A 20,609-nucleotide genomic window follows, 5' to 3' on the forward strand; every position below is an offset into this window, starting at 1 on the left:
GTGAAAAAAGGCTTATCTCTCGTTCTCGCTTCGGGTTCTCCGAGAAGAAAAGAGCTGCTTGCTCAACTAGGTTACGATTTTGATATTGTATTACCTGACATCGAGGAAACCAAACAGGATCATGAGCAAGCACAAGACTATGTGCTGCGTCTTTCTTTGGAAAAAGCTCAAGCTGGCTTAGGTTTGGCTAAACCTGATTCCATTGTTTTGGGCTCTGATACAGTCGTGGTATGCGATGACCAAGTGCTAGAAAAACCAAAAAGTTTTGAAGATTCAAAGCGTATGCTTACTGATTTATCTGGTCGTCGCCACCAAGTGATGACCGCGGTGAGCATCGTATCGTCGGAACATCAACACTCAATGGTCGTCATCACTGACGTATGGTTCAAGCAACTGACCCACGAAGAAATCAAACAATATTGGCAGTCAGGAGAGCCATGCGATAAAGCTGGAAGTTATGGTATTCAGGGACTCGGAGGGCGATTTGTCACCCGAATCGAAGGCAGTTATCACGCTGTAGTAGGCTTACCTTTGTTCGAAACCGATCAGCTAATTCAAAAATTTTTATAATTGTTTTGAGGTGTGCACATGAGTGCAGAATTGCTGCTTAACGTGACCCCGAGTGAAACTCGTGTGGCCATGATTGAAGGTGGAGTACTACAAGAAATTCATATTGAACGCGAATCGCGTCGCGGTATTGTTGGTAATATCTATAAAGGCAAAGTAAGCCGAGTATTACCCGGCATGCAAGCGGCTTTTGTCGATATTGGCTTAGATAAAGCCGCGTTTTTACATGCGTCTGATATCGTTCCTCATACCGAATGTGTGGCAGAAAACGAAAAACAGCAGTTTCAAGTTCGTGATATTTCTGAGTTGGTTCGCCAAGGCCAAGATATTGTTGTGCAAGTGGTGAAAGATCCCCTTGGTACCAAAGGCGCGCGTTTAACCACTGATATTACATTGCCCTCACGCTACCTCGTTTTTATGCCCGGCGCCAGCCACGTTGGCGTATCACAGCGCATTGAAAGTGAGAAAGAACGAGAGCGCTTAAAGAAGGTGGTCAGCAATTATTGTGATGAACATGGTGGCTTTATCATCCGCACTGCTGCAGAAGGCGCCGATGAAAAAGAACTTTCTCAAGATGCGGCGTTTCTCAAACGTTTGTGGTTAAAAGTCATGGAGCGTCGCTCGAAATACAAAACGCGTTCAACACTGTATGGTGAGCTGGGTTTGGCTCAGCGTATTCTGCGCGATTTTGTTGGCACAGAGCTTGATAAAATCATGGTTGACTCTCGCCTCGAATACGAAAACCTGAAAGAGTTCACCTCTGAATTCGTCCCTGAGTTAACAGACAAGCTTGAGCTTTACGAAGGCGACAAGCCAATCTTTGACATGTACGACACAGAGAACGAAATTCAACGCTCGTTAGAGCGTAAAGTCGAGCTCAAATCAGGTGGTTATCTGATCATCGACCAAACCGAAGCCATGACCACTATCGACATTAACACTGGTGCATTCGTTGGCCGTCGTAATCTCGAAGAGACCATTTTCAATACTAATATAGAGGCGACTCAGGCCATCGCTCGTCAGTTACGTCTGCGTAATCTGGGCGGCATCATCATTATCGACTTTATCGATATGGCGTCCGAAGAGCATCGCCAGCGCGTGCTTACCTCATTAGAAACCGCACTGGCTAAAGACCGCGTAAAAACCAATATTAACGGTTTCACTCAGCTAGGCTTAGTGGAAATGACCCGCAAGCGCACGCGAGAAAGTATTGAACATGTTCTTTGTTCTGGTTGTCCTACTTGTGAGGGCCGTGGTAGCGTGAAAACGGTCGAAACAGTGTGCTTTGAGATTTTGCGTGAGATCACCCGTGTGAATCGTGCTTACGATGCTGACAACTTTGTCGTCTACGCCTCGCCGTTCGTCGCTGAAGCCTTGTTGGGTGATGAGTCTCATGCGTTGGCTGAGCTCGAAGTATTTATTGGTAAGCAAGTTCGAATTCAGGTTGAGCCCCTGTACATTCAGGAACAGTTTGACGTCGTAATGATGTAATTGGAAAATTTGTGAATTCTGGTGTTAACCATTTTGGGCGTTTTTGTGCGTGGAGCGTAGTCACTGTATTGGTTTTATTAGCCATATCAGTGACAACCCTGCGTATCACATTGCCACAACTCAACCACTTCCAAGGTGAGATCAAAACTTGGGTAAAGAAAAGCACAGGTTTCGATTTTGCTATCGACAATGTCGCCGGTGCTTGGCGAAACAACCACCCCTCTATTGCGTTACTTGGCTTAGAAGCCAATCTGCCGAATAATCAAGAAGCGCGTTTTGCCGTCGAAGAAATTCACATTGAATTCGATCTGATTCAATCTCTGGTTCAATTTAAGCCTGTTGTTGCCGATCTCACTATCCATAATTTAGCCTTGGATATCCACACGGTAGACCTTCTTCCGAGCTCGAGTCGCCAAGATAAAGAGCCTAAAGTGGATAAAAGCGAAGTTAAGTTGATTGACCAACTCGACTCGTTGCTTTTACGTCAATTTGAAGATTTTATCGTGACGGACTCACGTATTTGGTACCAGTCAGTGTCTGGTGAGACGCGTCGTTTGGACATCGAGCGACTCCGCTGGAGTAACCAAGGTCAGCGCCACTTAGCCGAAGGGACGGTGAGCATTGCGGATGCCAAAATTAACTCGCTGTTAGTAAGTGCTAACTTTAAAGATCATGGCTCATTACGAGATGTGTCTGGTGAGTTTTACGTGAGTGCTCAAGATGTGTCTGTTACGCCTTGGCTTACTGCTTACATGCAAGAAGAATCCGGCGCTGAGTCAGGTAAAGTCAGCTTAAATACTTGGCTGACACTCAAACACAGCCAGCCTAATGATGCTTATGTCGAGTTATTACCATCTGAGCTGGTGTGGAGTGAAAATGGTCAGCATGATCTATTTATTGAATCTGGTATTTTTAATCTTCGACCAGACAAGCAAGGCTGGAAAGTAAATGGTCACTCACTTCAGATCCGAACCGATGATACGCCATGGCCGGAACTGGACGCCGCGTTTGACTGGCAACCGGATGGTTGGACGCTTAACCTTTCGCAGCTAGATATTGAAGCACTCATCCCGCTGATAAAGCTTGCTCCCGAATCGGAGTTAACCAGTGATGTCATCAACAAACTGGCACCGAAAGGCCGAGTTGAAGATGTTCGCTTGTCCATGAACGGCGGTTTAGACACTTTGCGCTACTCCGCCGAACTGGATGAACTTGCGATGACCCAATGGGAACTGTTACCCGGGTTTCATCACGTACAAGGCAGCGTTTCTGGTGATTTAAATCAGGCAAAGGCGAAAGTAACCGTTATTGATGATGTATTTCCGTACGGTGATGTATTTCAAGCTCCGCTGAATATCAAACAAGGTGAAGTCGATATTATCTGGCAGCAAGATGAGAGCGGCTGGCGTTTATGGTCTGATAAAGTGACAGCAGCGACGCCTGATCTTCAAGTGCTGGGGGCCTTTCGACTTGATTTTCCGAAAGAACAAAGCCCATTTTTATCGTTTTATGCCGAAGCGGATCTCTACAACGCGGGTGAAACATGGCGTTATCTGCCGACTCTGGCGCTCGGACAAGACTTAACGGATTACCTCTCGACCGCGATTCAAGGCGGTAAAGTGAACACGGCTAAGCTGCTGTGGTATGGCGAGTTAGGGGATTTTCCGTACAAAGATCACAACGGGATGTTCCAAGCGTGGGTCGGATTAAAAGACGCAAAGTTTAGCTTTGATACCGCATGGCCAACCATAACGGATCTGCAGCTGGACTTGCTGTTTGAAAATGATGCCATGTATTTGGATTCTAAGTCCGCCACTTTAAATGGTGTCCATGCCAAGCGTATTACCGGACGAATTCCTGAGTTGGCGGAAGGTGGACACATTGAGATTGAAGCCAAAGCGAGCGCTCCGGGCAACGAAGTGCGTGACTACATGATGGCGACGCCATTGGTGGACTCGGTCGGGGCAGCATTGACGGCGCTTCAAGTGAGTGGTCCGGTTGACTCTGAATTTCAACTTAATATCCCGTTTGACTTTGAAAAGGAGTCTCGCGCATGGGGGTATGCCGATTTAACAGCAAACCGTGTCGATATTGAAGCGCCGCCAATGACGCTTGAGAAAGCCACAGGCCGTATCCACTTCGATAATGATGTGGTCACCACATCAGGTTTGTCGGCAGAGTTGCTTACCCAGCCTATTTCCCTTGATTTTCGTGGTGAGAGCGCGGAACCGGGATACAATGTGACGATTAATACATTAGGCGATTGGGACGTCGAGCCTCTTAAACCCTATATCGGTGAGCGTTGGTTAAACCTTGTTTCTGGGCATGCGCCGTGGCAAATGGATATTGATTTGCAACTCAACGATGTGGGGTTCACCTATCAGCTCGATGTCTTGGCGCAGTTAAACCGTTTGGCTAGCCAATATCCTTATCCGTTAGCCAAACAAGTTGGCGAGTTCGGGCAAGCAAAACTGCAGGCATCCGGCAACCAAGAAAGCATTTCTGCACGACTACAAATACCAAATGCTAAGTACCAAACCGAGATAGATATCTCCGGAGAGGTGCCTGTTCTGACCGCCACTAATTTAATGATCGGCACTGGGGGCTTTAAGATCAGCCCAATTGTCGGACATGATGCCTCAGTGCGCGTCGATGAGCTTAACTTAGACCAATGGTTGGCGTTTGCTCAGCGGCCAACCAATAAAGCGTCGTCTGTGCTCGAGAATATGCAGACGCCAACGCTTCCATTACCAACACGGATTGATATAGAAACGCCAAACTTACAGTTTGGCGGGATTGAATTTCATGATGTGGATTTTTCGGCCAGTAAGAAGAATTTGAATTGGCAGTTGGATGTCAACAGTCAAGAAGTCAAAGGCAAAGCGAACTATCTTAAAGCGTATGACTTATCCGTCTCCTTAGAGCATTTACATCTGTATATTCCCGGGTTTGAAGAGATGACGAAGCAACGCAGTTCTATCTTTGCTAGCGAAGATCAAAGTGCGCCGTTGATCACGAGTTTTGATCGTAAGTTTCACGCTGAGGTTCCAAACTTAGCTTTGAGTATCGACGACTTTTGGTTGCAAGGTTACAAAGTGGGGAAGGTGAATATTGATTTGCAGCGCCATGAAGATCGTTTGGAATGGAGAAACGTCACCTTTAGCAGCGGTAAAAACCGCATTGATATGAGCGGTTGGTGGGCGTTGACCAAAGATCGTAGCCACTCCAATCTGAAGGTGAAGATGAAAGGCGATAACAACACCGATCTTATGGAACGTTTTGGTATTACTTCGGGTATCCAGCAAGCCCCATTTGAGATCAACGCCAATATGGAGTGGGATGGCGCGCCATGGTCAATGAAAATCCCAACCTTGCAAGGAGACGTGTCGACGGAGTTCGGGAAAGGTGTGATCAGTGAAGTCAGTGGTGCGGCGCGTTTGCTAGGCTTATTTAGTCTTGATTCTATTATTCGTAAGATGCAGCTCGATTTTACTGACGTGTTCGATAAAGGTATGGCCTTCAACTCGATCACGGGCACGGGCAAGATTCAAGATGGGGTTTTCATTACCAATGATATTATGATGGATGCTTTGGCGGGTGAAATGCAGATCCGTGGTATCGCCAATATGACTAACCGAATGGTCGATGCGGAAGTCAAGTTTACCCCAGACGTTACATCGGGCTTACCGATGTTAACGGCCTTTGCGGTCGCCCCTCAAACCGCGCTGTACGTATTGGCGATCTCAACGGTGATTTCTCCGGTGGTGGAAGTCTTTACTCAAGTCAACTATGAAGTAAAAGGGCCATTAGATTCCCCAACAGTGAAAGAAATTTCGCGAAGTAAAGGCGAATACAAGCTGCCAGAAAAGCTGCGTGAACAGGCCAAATAACTTACCGATTAAAATGGAATAAGGAAGGAAACGCATGGAACGTGTTGGTATTATTCAAATGACATCGGGTCCAGATATCACCGCGAATCTGGACGTCATTGAAAAACAGTGTGCTTTGGCTGCCAAGCAAGGTGCCAAACTTGTTCTTACCCCTGAAAATACAGTGCTGTTTGCCAATCGCGAAGCGTACCATCAACATGCAGAGCCACTTGGTAGTGGCGTGATTCAACAACGACTCTCTGAAATCGCAAGAAAGAACCAGTTAACGCTGATTGTTGGAAGCATGCCCATTCAAACTGCAAAAGGTGTTACAACCACAACGCTTGTATTGCCGCCACATGGTAAATGTATCGCTCATTATGACAAACTGCACATGTTTGACGTTGATGTGGCTGATGGACATGGCAGCTATCGCGAGTCGGATACATTTATGGCGGGTAATCAAATCGTAGTCGCAGAAACGGATATCGGCAGCGTAGGATTGAGCATTTGTTACGACGTACGTTTTCCCGAGCTTTATAAAGTATTACGCCAAGAAGGTGCGGATATCATTGTGGTGCCCGCCGCGTTTACCGCCGTGACCGGTAAGGCGCATTGGGAAGTTTTGTTACGTGCGCGAGCGATTGAAACTCAATGTTGGATACTCGCGAGTGGTCAAACTGGAACGCATCCTTGTGGACGAAACACATGGGGACACTCCATGGTCGTTGACCCTTGGGGACGTATCCATAAACAGCTTCAGGATGAAGTAGGCTTATTAGTGACAGAGATAGATTTGTCACAAAGCCAACAAGTAAGGCAGAATATGCCGCTGACTCAACACAGTCGCTTTCAAAATGAATTGAGACGGAAATAAAAGAGCTAACTATGAGCACAAACCAAATAGAACAGGCACTCCTTGCCCCCAATGGTCTGACAGAGCAAGATATTGCTGACACACTTGCCAGCATTGCCACACGCCAGATCGATTATGCGGACATTTACTTTCAGTCCAGCTGGCACGAGTCTCTGGTTCTAGAAGACAGCATCATCAAAGATGGTTCTTTTAACATTGACTGTGGTGTGGGTGTTCGAGCGGTGAGTGGTGAAAAAACTGGCTTTGCTTATTCCGACCAAATTCAGCCAGAAGGTTTAAAACAGAGTGCGATGGCAGCGCGCGGTATTGCTCAACAAGGGCAGAATGGCAAAGTTCAAGCGTTTAAGCGAACAGACAACCAAGCGTATTACGCCGCTGTGAATCCATTAGCTGAATGGGAAAAGCAGCAAAAAACAGAACTGCTCAAGTCACTTGATGCCTATATCCGTACCAAAGAGCCGTTGGTCAAAGAAGTTTCGATCAGTATCAGCGGCGTGCACGAGCAAATGCTGGTAGCGGCAACTGACGGCACTTATGCCGGTGACGTTCGTCCTTTGGTGCGTTTGTCTATTAGTGTATTGGCGCAAAAAGGCGAACGACGTGAGCGGGGTAGTGCTGGTGGCGGCGGTCGTTTTGGCTATGACTTCTTCCTTTCTGAAACCGATGGCGTGAAAGAGGCATTTCATTATGCCGATGAAGCGATTCGCATGGCGTTAGTGAACTTAGCCGCAGAAGCCGCGCCAGCAGGCATGATGCCAGTGGTGTTGGGTTCAGGTTGGCCGGGCGTGTTGCTGCACGAAGCGGTCGGTCATGGTTTGGAAGGTGACTTTAATCGCAAAGAATCTTCAGTCTTTGCTGGTAAAATCGGTCAACAAGTGACATCACCACTGTGTACTATCGTCGATGACGGTACATTGAAAGATCTGCGTGGTTCGCTCAACGTCGACGACGAAGGCGTCAATGGCCAATACAACACCCTCATCGAAAATGGCGTGCTAAAAGGCTACATGCAAGACAAGCTCAACGCGCGTCTCATGGGCGTGAACCCAACCGGTAATGGTCGTCGTGAATCTTACGCACATTTGCCGATGCCGCGCATGACCAACACCTACATGCTTCCAGGTGAACATACGCCAGAAGAAATCATTTCAACGGTAGAGAAAGGGTTGTATGCGCCAAACTTTGGTGGCGGTCAGGTGGACATTACGTCGGGTAAGTTTGTGTTCTCGGCATCTGAAGCGTACTTGATTGAAAACGGCAAAATTACGCGCCCTGTTAAAGGGGCCACGTTGATTGGATCTGGTATTGAAGCCATGCAACAAGTGTCGATGGTTGGTAATGACTTAAGTATCGACAAGGGCGTTGGCGTATGTGGTAAAGCAGGGCAAAGCATTCCGGTGGGCGTTGGTCAGCCAACATTAAAGCTGGATTCACTAACAGTGGGTGGTACTGAGTAACTCAATCGAATCGTTATAAAAAGAGCGCTCGTTGGAGCGCTCTTTTGTTTTGTGAGTCGGTGTTGATTACAGGTTTTCTTCAGCAAATTCCGCCAAGCGGCTACGAACCACGCCGTTAAGGTGAATATTCGCGCTGCCTTCAAAGTTCTTGAAGCGTTCGACCATGTAGGTCAACCCTGATGTCACTGGGGTGAGGTAATGGGAGTCAATCTGCGCCAAGTTACCTGAGCAGACGATTTTCGTTCCTTCGCCGCAGCGGGTGATGATGGTTTTGATTTGTGATGCGGTGAGGTTTTGACACTCATCAAGCAGCACAAACGCATTTTGAATCGAACGGCCACGCATAAAGTTGATCGATTTAAATTGAATGTTGGCTTTATCGCAGATGTACTTCAATGAGCCTTCAGTGCAGTGATCGTGTTTATGTAGCGCTTCCAAAGTATCGGTCACGGCGGTTAACCACGGCATCATTTTCTCCTTGAAGAAGAATGTTGGTATCAAGTACAAACAGTTTCCGATCGGTATCGCCCATAGCGTCTCCTTGCCGTCATACGACTCTGCATGCGAGTGGTTAGGTCGTTTCCAAATAGGTGTGAAGCGGCCTAATTCTGGTTGCTTGCAATAGAGGCTGTCGGGCTGATGTCGGCTAGTGTGCAACCGAGTAGCAAGACAACTTACTGCAAACCCGTGTTGATCCTAATCGTGTACTAACGCGCTTAAATTATATGCAATGGTTTTAAACGCCCCTCATTAGAAGTATACGTAATATTTACGTTCTACAACTTAATCATTGGCATGAGTATTTTACAATTTGATTGCATTTATAGTTTGGGAAAAAAAGTTTCCGCTTGATGCGGTTTCGGCGTGACCTAAATCACAGCTTCAAGTAAGATTAGCGACCTTTTTCTGCGTATAGGCTACGTCCGATTTATCATGTTGAGCTGGCTTAAAAATACTCAGTTCATACTGGAATGACGAACGCTATCGGCATAGCAGAAGCCAGAATCAGATCTAAACTATTATCCATGCCTACGGGCATGAGTAGACCAACAAGAAACACGAATCAAGAACTAATAACGAGGTAGTCAATTCATGACATTTGCTTTGGGGCAGCGCTGGATTAGCGATACGGAAAGCGATTTAGGTTTAGGTACCGTAGTAGCAATGGACGCTCGTACTGTGACATTGATGTTTGCAGCGTCAGAGGAAAACCGAGTTTACGCACGTAACGATGCACCTGTTACCCGAGTTACGTTTAACGTTGGTGATGTCATCGACTGCCAAGAAGGTTGGTCTCTAAAAGTGGAAGAAGTACTGGAAGATGAAGGTCTATACACCTATTTCGGTACTCGTGAAGACACGCAAGAAACCGCAGTGGTTCTGCGTGAGATTTTTCTGAGCAACCAAATTCGTTTTAATAAACCTCAAGATAAGTTGTACGCCGGTCAAATCGACCGTATGGACAACTTTGTTCTGCGTTACCGTGCGCTAACCAACCAGTTTGAGCAGCATAAGAGCCCAATGCGCGGCCTATGTGGCATGCGTGCAGGCTTAATTCCTCACCAGCTTTACATTGCGCACGAAGTTGGCCGTCGTCATGCGCCACGCGTATTGCTCGCGGATGAAGTCGGTTTGGGTAAAACCATCGAAGCGGGCATGATCATCCACCAGCAAGTGCTGTCGGGCCGTGCAGAACGTATTTTGATTGTGGTACCAGAAACACTGCAACACCAGTGGTTGGTTGAAATGATGCGTCGTTTCAACCTGCATTTCTCTATCTTTGACGAAGAGCGTTGTATCGAAGCATTCGCGGATGCAGAAAACCCATTTGATACCCAGCAATACGTGCTGTGTTCTTTGGACTTCCTACGCAAGAGCCGCAAGCGTTTTGAACAGGCATTAGAGGGCGAGTGGGATCTATTGGTGGTCGATGAAGCGCACCATCTAGAATGGAGCCAAGACAAGCCAAGCCGCGAATACCAAGTGGTAGAAGGTTTGGCTGAACGCACTCCGGGCGTCTTACTATTAACTGCCACCCCTGAGCAATTAGGTCGTGAAAGTCACTTCGCACGTTTACGCCTGTTAGATCCAGATCGTTTCTATGACTATGAAACGTTTGTGGCAGAAGAAGCGCAATACGCCCCAGTGGCGGACGCGATTACGTCTCTATTTTCCGGCGAAAAACTGCCGAATGAAGCAAAAAATAAAATTACCGAGCTGTTGTCAGAGCAAGATGTTGAACCACTATTTCGGATTATCGAAAGTGAAAGCGACGAAGAAGCCAAAGCGTCTGCACGCCAAGAATTAATTGATAACTTGATGGACCGTCACGGTACCGGTCGTGTTTTATTCCGTAACACACGTGCTGCTATCAAAGGCTTTCCGGCGCGTAATGTGCATCTGATGCCAATGGACATTCCACCGCAATACACCACCTCAATGCGCGTAGCAGGGATGATCGGCGGTAAAATGAGCTCGGAAGCGCGTGCAATGAAGAACCTTTACCCAGAAGAGATTTTCCAAGAGTTTGAAGGCGATGATGCCAGCTGGTGGCAGTTTGATTCGCGCGTCAACTGGTTGCTTGAAAAAGTCAAAGAGAAGCGCAGCGAGAAAATTCTGGTGATTGCCTCTCGTGCGAGTACCGCACTACAACTGGAGCAAGCACTGCGTGAGCGTGAAGGCATTCGTGCTACTGTGTTCCATGAAGGTATGTCGATTCTTGAACGTGACAAAGCAGCCGCTTACTTTGCGCAAGAAGAAGGCGGCGCACAGGTCTTGATTTGTAGTGAGATCGGTTCTGAAGGCCGTAACTTCCAGTTTGCCAACCAATTGGTGATGTTCGACTTACCGTTCAATCCAGACTTGCTTGAGCAGCGTATTGGTCGCTTGGATCGAATCGGTCAGAGGCGCGACATCGATATTCATATTCCGTATTTGAAAGGCACGTCTCAGGCGATCCTAGCTCGCTGGTTTGATGAAGGTCTGAACGCATTTGCGGAAACGTGCCCAACAGGTCGAGCGGTATACGATAAGTACTCAGACGACTTAATTGAGATCCTTGCTTCTGGCGACACCAGCACTTTGGATGAGATCATCGAAGCGTCAGCCAAAATGAACAAAGAGCTGAAATCTCAATTGGAACATGGTCGCGATCGTCTGTTAGAAATGCATTCAAATGGCGGCGAAAAAGCGCAGAAAATCGTGGAAAAAATTGAATCAACCGACGGTGACACTAATCTGGTTACCTTCGCACTTTCTCTGTTCGACACCATTGGTTTGAACCAAGACGACAAAGGTGAAAACGCGCTGGTTGTGACGCCATCTGAGCACATGATGGTACCAAGCTACCCAGGTTTGCCATACGAAGGGGCGACAATTACGTTTGATCGTGAAACGGCGTTGTCACGTGAAGACATGCACTTTATCAGTTGGGAACACCCGATGATCCAAGGTGGTATTGATCTTCTGATGAGTGAAGGCGTGGGCGTTTCTGCGGTATCGCTACTGAAAAACAAAGCCTTACCAGTGGGGACGATTCTGCTTGAGCTGATTTATGCGGTTGATGCGCAAGCACCAAAGCGCAGTGGTATTGCGCGCTTCTTACCGAAAACGCCAATCCGTTTGATGATGGACTCGCGTGGTAATGATTTGTCTGCTCAAGTGGAATTTGAAAGCTTTAACCGCCAGCTCAGCCCTGTAAACCGTCACTTAGGTAACAAGCTAGTGACCTCGGTACAAAAAGACGTCCACCGTTTAATTGAAGCGGGCGATGCGTTTGTTGAGCAGAAGGTAGAAGAAGTACGGAAGCAAGCGCATCGAGATATGCAACAAAGCTTGAACGCGGATCTTGAACGCTTGCAAGCGTTGAAAGCCGTGAATCCCAACATTCGTGATGAAGAAATTGAAGTGATTGAAGAGCAGATCAAAGAGCTCACGGGTTACATTAACCAAGCTCAAGTTCAGCTGGATTCACTGCGTCTGATTGTTGTCAGCCACAACTAGAAACACCAACATTTAAACCAATAAAAAGGCCTTCAATTTGAAGGCCTTTTTATTTTTTAATTGTGGGTAGCCGCTTACATCAGCCATTTCCACCAAATAAATAGTGCCAAGAAGCCAAACAGATAAATTAGGCCGACAATCGACAACCACTTCAACTTACGACCGACAGCTAACGGCTCGGGTAAATCCGTTTTACTCACGAGGGTGTAGTTCAATAGCGCAAAGAATGGCGTGGTCATAAACGCCAATATCATCGCAAAGTTCAGCATAGGCAATAATGCAGAAGCCCAGAAAATCACAATACCTAATGCAAGTAAGGCGACCACGAGCATGATGGCTGATGTCGCTTTCGGATCCGTATCGGGTTGCGATCGCAGCAGGCGTTGAGAATCTGAAATGACGCGAGAGTAACCGTCAATCACCGTAATCGTGCTGCCAAAAATACAGAAGAATGCAATTACTGCGATCAAGTAACGAGACCATTCGCCAATCGTCGACGCATACAAGCCAACCAATTGATGGGAGAAGCCAACGCCTGAGCTTTCAAGCGCAACGCCAGAGCCATAAAGCATCAAAGAGCCTAACGATACAAAGATAATCGCAAGAAAAGCCGTGCCAATATAACCGACATTAAAGTCAAATAGAGCAGAGCGGTAAGTGACTTCTTGCTGGCTTGATTGGCGTTTTAGCCATGCCGAGGTTAAACAGGAGATCTCTATCGGTGCCGGCATCCAGCCCATGGTCACCACAATAAAGCCAATTGCAGCAATAGACCAAGGTGACGGTGGCTCGAAGTTGGCTACTTGCTCAACGGGATTACCAAAGGCGATTGCAACGGAAAGTAATGTCGCGATGGTTAAAACAGACATGATAACTTTAGATAACGTATCGAGCGCCTTGTAATGACCCGCAAATAAGATAATCAGACACGTGACTATCACGATGATGCTTAATGACGCCATTGATAGCGAGAACGGTATGAAATACCCCAGCAAGCTGGCGCTGAACATCAACAATGCAGAGGTATTGATCACCGCAGACACCATGCTTAAAAATAGAAACAGCCAAAGATAAGGACGACCTAATTTCGCGTACCCCTCTACCAAGGTGAGTCCAGTTCCCATGGTGTATTGCACGCCTGCTCGAAAGAAGGGGTATTTAAAAAAGTTGACCAGAAGAATCAGTGCAGCAAGCTGCCAGCCATAAATCGCCCCCGCTTTCGTCGATGCGACGAGGTGAGATCCACCGACCGCCGCTGACGCCATTAAGATACCAGGCCCAAGCGAACGAAAGAATAAGGAGAGTTTGGATGTGGGTTTATCGATAACAGCGGAGTCCATTGCTTATTGTCCTTTTTATTTGATGTATTTCTTATGCTGGAATCATGTCGCAGCTTTATTTCTGAACTGGGAAGCTCATCGTGTGCCGCGCGACGGTGATGTCATTTAAATGATGTTTTTGTTGAGTTATTTATTTTTTCGGTCTGTTGCTGGCATAGGGTGTGGTATGCATCTACCACTCTATTAAGTGATGAGTAGTGTTGTCAATCTGATTTTACAATGTGTGGATTTGTTTTTTTTGGCTTGCAATTGACTTTGGTTAGTTTGCTGTATTTGGGGGGTCTTGTTTGTCGTCGAACCAATGACTGCGCTCGGAATCCTGCCTCTTGATGTCATTTGGGTATATAATCGCGGCGTTTTTTATTTTGTAGAGAGCTTTCCCATGGCCATGCTTGAATATACCCCTCCAACAGATCCTTGGCTTAACATCGTTTTTGAGGATGAGCATATTCTGGCAGTCAATAAACCATCAGGCTTATTGTCGGTGCCTGGGCGTCTTGCAGAGCATTACGATAGTATGTGGAGTCGCCTAAAGGCGTTGTATCCGGCCATTCAAGTTGTGCATCGTTTGGATATGTCGACGTCGGGTTTGATGCTGTTTGCGAAAAATAAACCCGCAGAGAGTGCCCTGAAAAAGCAGTTTCAATATCGCCTCACCCATAAAGTGTATTACGCACGCGTTTGGGGGTATCTCGAGCCGCAAGAGGGAGAGATTGACCTGCCACTGATTGGTGACTGGCCAAACCGTCCGCGACAAAAAGTCTGTTTTGATGATGGCAAGCCTTCCAAGACGCTGTTTCAGGTTGTCAAACGTGAAGTACATACCGACGGTACCCAAACTACGATTGTACGCTTGCTGCCGATTACTGGTCGTTCGCATCAGTTACGTGTGCATTTAATGGCGATTGGCCATGCCATTGTTGGTGATGAGTTTTATGCCAATGAAACCGCTTTCCAGTTTTCGGACCGTTTAGAGCTGCACGCTGCTGAATTAAGCTTTTATCATCCGATCACTGCGCAATTGGACAGTATTTTTGTGCCTTGTGACTTTTATCCTGAAGCGAAAACGACGGTCTTTAACTATTTTATGCCAGAGCGTACATTACCTGATTATAAAACCCTGCCACGTCCATAACGTATTTTTCTCGGGCAGTGAACAAAGTGAACAAGGAGGTGTTATGTCTTTGCCAAACGTGGTCTTTTTAGACCGAGCTACCATCCCAGCGCACATTAAGGTACCTCGACCGAGTTTTGAGCATCATTGGTGTGAGTACGACTTGACGGCTCCGGAACAGGTGATAGAACGATTGACGGATGCCGATATCGTCATCAGTAATAAAGTCTTGCTTGACCAACATGTGCTGGAACAACTGCCCAAGTTGCGCATGATTGCCATTGCTGCGACGGGCTTTAATAACGTCGATGTGGATTACTGTGCAAAGTATGATATTGCCGTTGCTAACGTGCGTGGCTATGCTACTCGCTCGGTACCAGAACATGTGATTGCAATGCTGTTTGCTTTGCGCCGAAATTTATTTGGCTACCATCAAGACATTGCAGAGGGAGAGTGGCAGCGCAACAAACAGTTTTGTTTCTTTACCCATCCTATTGGTGATATTGCGGGCAGCACATTAGGGGTGATAGGCAGTGGTGCATTAGGACAAGCAACCGCGCAACTGGCGAAAGCGCTGGGTATGAAGGTTCTCTTTGCAGAGCGTAAAGGGGCCAGTGAATGCCGAGAGGGGTATATACCATTTGAAATGGTACTCCATCAGGCCGATGCGTTTACTCTACATTGTCCGTTGAACGAATATACACACCACCTCATTGCCGAAGCGGAATTAAAGCACATGAAGTCGAGCGCAATCCTGATTAATACTGGGCGAGGAGGGCTCGTTGATGAGCTTGCTTTGGTGAATGCCCTTAAAGCGGGTGAGATCTCTGGTGCTGGCTTTGATGTGTTTACTCAAGAGCCGGCCGATGAAAGCAATCCTCTTATCGCCAATATGCAGCAGTTACCCAACTTGCTGTTAACGCCGCATGTGGCCTGGGGAAGTGACTCTTCGATTCAGCGCTTAGCGGATATTTTAATTGAGAATATCAATGCGTTTGAGCGCGGGGAAAGTCTCAATCGCTTAGCTTGAGGCCGGATAGATATTAAAAAAGCAGACGTAATCGTCTGCTTTTTGCGTTAAGTCACCGTGACTTAATTTTCTTCTTCGTTCAGTTCTTTAAGGAGCTGGAAGATTTCACGGTAGGCTTTTGCTGGTTTGCCTGCCTTTTTCTCTTTCGTCGCTTGGCGAGCAAGTTGACGTAGACGTTGGCGATCTGCCGCTGGGTAGAGGTCCACTACATCATCAATCGCTTTATCGCCTTCTTCAACTACACGATCACGCAGTGCTTCAAGCTTGTGGAAGACCGCCGTTAATTGAGAGTGCTTGTTACGAATTTTATCCAGTGCCGCTTGGATTGGCTCTGGGTCTTCATAGCGCATTAACTTACCGATACGTTGCAGTTGACGACGACGCGCTTCGTTTTTAAAGCGCTGTGCATCAGCAATTGCTTCTCGCAAGTCTTCGCTCATTGGAAACTTTTCTAGAACAGCGGGTTTGAGGCCGACAAGCTCTTCGCCAAGTTTCTGTAGCTCTTCCATGTCTCGCTTCATCTCGGATTTACTTACCCAGATGATCTCTTCTTCTGGTTCCCATGGCGCTTTTTGATTCTTACGTGCCATTTCAGTTGCCTGTGTTTTGATTAATATTATGACTATTTTAACAAGAATCTTGGGGAGAAAGCGAAATTCTTGTTATTCTATTGTGCATCAAAGACAAGATGTGAAAGACAATGGATATTAAACAGCAGGTTGCTGAGCAACGTACCGAGCTAGAGCAAGCCGTAGCAAGAGCATTAGAGCTCGCATCGGCGAAATCTGACGCCGCCGAAGTCGCAATTACCAAAAGCACTGGGTTAAGTGTCTCTACCCGCATGGGCGAGGTAGAAAATGTCGAGTTCAACAGCGATGGTGCGCTTGGCATTACCGTTTTCCGTGGTCAACGTAAAGGCAGTGCTTCCACGTCCGATTTGAGTGAAGCCGCAATTGAACAAACCGTTATTGCGGCACTGGATATTGCGCATTACACCTCCGAAGATCCCTTTGCAGGACCAGCGGCAAAAGAATACATGGTGACAGAGGTTCCCGATCTAGACCTGTTCCATCCCGACACGCCAGATCCTGATTACGCAGCAAAAGTGGCCATTGCCGCGGAAAAAGAAGCGTTAAGTTATGACGGTGCGATTAAGCAAAGTGATGGCGCAAGTTACGACAGCCACTATGGCGTCAAAGTGTATGGTAATAGCCATGGATTACTGGCGAGTTATGCGTCTAGTCGCCATAGTACCAGTTGTTGTGTGATTGGTGTGGGGAAAAACGGTGAAATGGAGCGTGACTACAGCTATAGCGTTGCGCGTCACCGGGATGATCTTTGGGCTCCAGAAATGGTAGGCCGTAAAGCGGCAGAAAACACCATCAATCGTTTGGACGCACAGCGACTAAAAACAGGTCAGTACCCAATTATGTTTGCGGCCGATGTAGCGACAGGTTTGATTGGTCATTTGGTTATGGCGATCAGCGGTGGAAACCTATACCGTAAATCCTCTTTCTTACTTGATCACCTTGGTAAGCAAGTGCTTCCTGAATGGTTCAATATCTCGGAGCGTCCACATGTATTACGTGGTTTGGCTTCCAGCCCATTCGATAGTGAAGGCGTATATACCCAAGATCGTGAGATCATTACGGATGGTGTGCTTGCGACTTATCTATTAACCAGTTATGCGGCGCGTAAGATGAAAATGGCACCAACGGGTCATGCGGGTGGTATCCATAACTGGTACGTGAAGTCGACTGGGCAGAATTTCGAACAAATGCTGAAAGAGCTAGGTACAGGCTTGCTGGTTACGGAAGTAATGGGACAAGGTGTGAATGTCGTGACGGGGGATTACTCTCGCGGTGCGGCTGGTTTTTGGGTCGAGAATGGTATAATTCAATTCCCTGTCTCGGAAATTACCATCGCAGGTAACTTGAAAGAGATGTTTACTAAGATTGTGGCCGTAGGTAGTGATGTAGAAACGCGCTCGCCTATTCAAACCGGTTCTATCTTACTTGATACGATGAAAGTGGCGGGCGAATAGTACTCACCGCTCTCAGAAACAAAAAAAGCCTGATGTGTTCATCAGGCTTTTTAGTTTTGACTGTTAGGTAATCAGTATTGTGGCGAGCCCCAAGAATACAGATAAACCAATTACATCCGTTACGGTCGTTAACGCCATACCACCAGCTAAAGCTGGGTCGATGTTCATTTTCTTTAAGAGGATTGGAATCGTTACTCCGGCAACCCCTGCGACCAATAAGTTAGTCAGCATCGCGGCGGAAATGATTCCGCCTAGCATCCAGTTACCTTTCCAAGCGACAACAATACCGCCAATAATCAGCGCCCACATGATACCGTTGAGTAAACCGATCGAGGCTTCTTTCATTAACAGTTCTCGTTTGTTCGAGTCACCGATATGACCAAGTGCTAGTCCACGAATGACCAGAGCAACGGTCTGGTTACCTGCAACGCCGCCCATGGAGGGAACGATGGTCATCAATACGGCAATGGCCGCCATCTGGTCTAGCGTGGCTTCAAACATGTTGGAAACAGAAGCGGCAGCAAGCGCCGCAAGTACATTAGCACCAAGCCAGATACTGCGTTTGCGTGCGGATTTTACGACAGGTGCGAAGGTATCTTCATCGTCATCCATACCGGCCATACTCATCATCGAGTGTTCGGCATCTTCACGGATGACATCCACCACGTCATCAATGGTGATACGGCCAACCAGATGAAGGTTTTCATCGACAACCGGAGCAGACACCCAGTTACGACGCTCGAACAGGCTCGCGACATCTGAAGCACTGGTGTCGACAGTGATCGCTTCGTCAGCGTCTTCCATGATGTCGATAATTTTGACATCAGGCTGGGTGGTGATCAGCAGAGTAATTGGTAGTTCACCAATTAGTTTGTTCTCTTCATCAATAACGTATAGCGCATCTGTTGCTTCTGGCAGTTCGCCTTTCATGCGCAGATAGCGTAAAACCACATCTACATCCACGTCCCCACGAATCGTGATAACGTCGGTGTTCATCAGTCCACCAGCGGTGTCTTCTGAGTACGATAGAGCGGTTTCGACACGCAGGCGCTCTGCTGAGTCCATTTGTGATAGCACTTCGCGGGATAACTTGTTTGGCAAGCTACGTAAGACGTAAGCTACGTCGTCGGTATCCATCCCTTCCGTGGCTTCAGCGAGCGCTGCTGGAGCCATTTTGGAGACTAGGCTGTCTTTGACGTCTTCATTTAGCTCGTCAAGGATTTCACCGTAGTCTTCTGGGTCGGTGAGTTGCCAAAGAACTTCACGGCTTTTACGCGGGGATGCTTCTAAAAGATGAGCTATATCCTCAGGCTCCATGTCTTGTAACTGACGTCGGACATGGACGAAGCGGCCATTTTCAAGCGCTTCTGTGACTTCTTGGAGGGCTTGGTGAGCTTGGTCGAATTCAATTTGCTCTGCCATTCGTTCCTCCTAATTCCTGATGTTTACAATGCGCTGAATAATAACTTAATTCTAGGCGCCTTTTAATAACAACTTATAATACTTGGCAAATTTATTTACTGGGCAAAGAGGTTGGAAGGCGATTTATCCCCAAATTTGATTAAAATTATGGCAGTGCGGGAGTGATTTAGCTCGTAGGCGTAGTCACGAGCGGTGGTAAATTTTGCACCTTGCGATTGTTTGGGCTGAGAGAATAAAAACGAGTACATTACTCGCCTTCATCAAACTTATCTTCTATTAGGTCACAAACGGCTTCAAGGGCCTCTTCGGCTTGACCGCCAGCTGCATGAATTGTTACGTATTGACCTTGAGCAGATTCGAGCATCAGTAACCCCATTACGCTGTCCGCTGTCGCTGTTTTATCTTCTTCGTTATCAATGGTAATAATCGCTTCAAAGCTTTGAGCGAGCTCTACCAGTTTAACGGCTGCACGTGCATGCAAACCGAGACGATTTTGGATTAATACTTTGCGCCTTAACTCCACCATTACTCCTTGGGGATCTTTTCTAACGAGGTATGGCGAATTTGCACTTGGTGTCCTTTATTGGCGAAGTACTCACCGATTTGCTGGGTTAGGTATACCGAGCGATGCTTCCCGCCAGTACAGCCTATTGCAACGGTAAGATAACTGCGATTGTTCTTCTCGAGCAGTGGAAGCCAATTTTCAATAAAATTCTCTATTTGATACTTAAGTTCTAATACTGACTGGTGCTGCTCTAAGAAGGCACCTATTGGGGCATCTAAGCCAGTAAGCGGACGCAAAGCAGGTTCCCAGTGTGGATTCGGTAAGAATCGCACATCAAACACGTAGTCGGCATCGGAAGGAAGCCCATACTTAAAGCCGAAAGACTCAAAGACCATCACGAGTCCTTTGCGATCACGTCCCTCAACGCGCATACGTATGGTTTCACTTAGCTCATGCAAAGATTGCCCACTACTATTAAGTACTAGGTCAGCATGAGCTTTAAGCGGCGTTAAAATTTCCTTTTCAAGCTCAATGGCTTGGTCAAGAGAAAGGGATTGACCGCCTAACGATAAGGGGTGGATTCGGCGTGTTTCGCTATAACGTTTGAGTAGTGTTTCATTATTCGCATCTAAGAAAAGCACCGTCATATCCAGCTCTGTTTTGAGCTTTTCCAGTGTTCCCGTGAGTTCTTTTAGCTTTTTCGGAATGTTACGGATATCAATGCTCACCGCAACATTTTGTTTGCTATCAGCAATAGAGTGAACAAAGGCATCAAGTAAGTTTACTGGTAAGTTGTCGACACAGTAGTAACCTAAATCTTCCAGTACCCGCAATGCAATACTCTTTCCGGCACCGGAGTGCCCGCTAACAACGATTAAGCGCATAGTGATA

14 protein-coding genes and 1 pseudogene are annotated in these 20,609 nt (G+C 47.0%); 9 read left to right on the forward strand and 6 right to left on the reverse strand.

The genetic code is table 11. The annotated features are described in order from the left end of the window. Genes ATG66_RS07310 through tldD form a run of 5 tightly spaced genes read left to right on the forward strand, consistent with a single transcriptional unit; the run spans position 1 to position 8,261 of the window. Positions 1-570, forward strand: coding sequence for a Maf family protein (locus tag ATG66_RS07310; RefSeq protein WP_098414703.1), 570 nt, complete (start codon positions 1-3; stop codon positions 568-570). A gap of 18 nt (positions 571-588) precedes the next feature. Continuing rightward, a complete protein-coding gene (gene rng, locus ATG66_RS07315; RefSeq protein WP_098414704.1) occupies positions 589-2,058 on the forward strand; it encodes a ribonuclease G in 1,470 nt (489 codons plus the stop codon). A gap of 11 nt (positions 2,059-2,069) precedes the next feature. Then, entirely contained in the window at positions 2,070-5,948 is a 3,879-nt protein-coding gene (locus ATG66_RS07320) for a YhdP family protein (protein WP_098414705.1), read from the forward strand. Between the two features lie 34 nt (positions 5,949-5,982). Further along, positions 5,983-6,804, forward strand: coding sequence for a carbon-nitrogen hydrolase family protein (locus tag ATG66_RS07325; protein ID WP_098414706.1), 822 nt, complete (start codon positions 5,983-5,985; stop codon positions 6,802-6,804). An 11-nt stretch (positions 6,805-6,815) separates the two neighbouring features. Beyond that, entirely contained in the window at positions 6,816-8,261 is a 1,446-nt protein-coding gene (tldD, locus tag ATG66_RS07330; protein ID WP_098414707.1) for a metalloprotease TldD, read from the forward strand. 66 nt (positions 8,262-8,327) lie between these two features. Here the strand turns inward: tldD and ATG66_RS07335 are convergent. Then, positions 8,328-8,741: pseudogene (locus ATG66_RS07335) on the reverse strand (PhoH family protein); the annotation flags it as partial. Positions 8,742-9,353: 612 nt separating this feature from the next. On the opposite strand from ATG66_RS07335, the gene rapA reads away from it, so the two are divergent. After that, the gene (gene rapA / locus ATG66_RS07340; protein ID WP_098414708.1) at positions 9,354-12,263 is read left to right on the forward strand and encodes an RNA polymerase-associated protein RapA; all 2,910 of its coding nucleotides are present in this window, start codon (positions 9,354-9,356) and stop codon (positions 12,261-12,263) included. A gap of 74 nt (positions 12,264-12,337) precedes the next feature. Here the strand turns inward: rapA and ATG66_RS07345 are convergent, their stop codons facing one another. After that, positions 12,338-13,603, reverse strand: a complete 1,266-nt coding sequence (locus ATG66_RS07345) for an NRAMP family divalent metal transporter (RefSeq protein WP_098414709.1) — start codon at positions 13,601-13,603, stop codon at positions 12,338-12,340. Positions 13,604-13,985: 382 nt separating this feature from the next. On the opposite strand from ATG66_RS07345, the gene ATG66_RS07350 reads away from it, so the two are divergent. Both ATG66_RS07350 and ATG66_RS07355 read left to right on the forward strand, forming a co-directional pair. Continuing rightward, on the forward strand, positions 13,986-14,738 hold the full coding sequence (locus tag ATG66_RS07350) for a pseudouridine synthase (RefSeq protein WP_098414710.1): 753 nt from the start codon (positions 13,986-13,988) through the stop codon (positions 14,736-14,738). Between the two features lie 43 nt (positions 14,739-14,781). Continuing rightward, positions 14,782-15,747, forward strand: a complete 966-nt coding sequence (locus tag ATG66_RS07355) for a D-2-hydroxyacid dehydrogenase (RefSeq protein ID WP_098414711.1) — start codon at positions 14,782-14,784, stop codon at positions 15,745-15,747. Between the two features lie 62 nt (positions 15,748-15,809). On the opposite strand, the gene yjgA is transcribed toward ATG66_RS07355, so the two are convergent. After that, positions 15,810-16,337: a ribosome biogenesis factor YjgA gene (yjgA, locus tag ATG66_RS07360; protein WP_098414712.1), complete on the reverse strand. Its 528-nt coding sequence runs from the start codon at positions 16,335-16,337 to the stop codon at positions 15,810-15,812. Between the two features lie 110 nt (positions 16,338-16,447). Between yjgA and pmbA the strand changes: the two genes are divergently transcribed. Then, positions 16,448-17,791 carry a metalloprotease PmbA gene (pmbA, locus tag ATG66_RS07365; RefSeq protein WP_098414713.1) on the forward strand — a complete coding sequence of 448 codons (1,344 nt, stop codon included), beginning with the start codon at positions 16,448-16,450 and terminating at the stop codon, positions 17,789-17,791. 63 nt (positions 17,792-17,854) lie between these two features. Here the strand turns inward: pmbA and mgtE are convergent, their stop codons facing one another. The 3 genes from mgtE to rapZ form a co-directional block, all read right to left on the reverse strand. After that, entirely contained in the window at positions 17,855-19,213 is a 1,359-nt protein-coding gene (gene mgtE, locus ATG66_RS07370; RefSeq protein WP_098414714.1) for a magnesium transporter, read from the reverse strand. Positions 19,214-19,460: 247 nt separating this feature from the next. Further along, entirely contained in the window at positions 19,461-19,736 is a 276-nt protein-coding gene (locus ATG66_RS07375; RefSeq protein WP_098415864.1) for an HPr family phosphocarrier protein, read from the reverse strand. A 2-nt stretch (positions 19,737-19,738) separates the two neighbouring features. Then, positions 19,739-20,602 carry an RNase adapter RapZ gene (gene rapZ / locus ATG66_RS07380; protein WP_098414715.1) on the reverse strand — a complete coding sequence of 288 codons (864 nt, stop codon included), beginning with the start codon at positions 20,600-20,602 and terminating at the stop codon, positions 19,739-19,741. Between the last annotated feature and the right edge of the window lie 7 nt (positions 20,603-20,609).

This window comes from Vibrio sp. ES.051 (assembly GCF_002563795.1).
Lineage (GTDB): Bacteria > Pseudomonadota > Gammaproteobacteria > Enterobacterales > Vibrionaceae > Vibrio.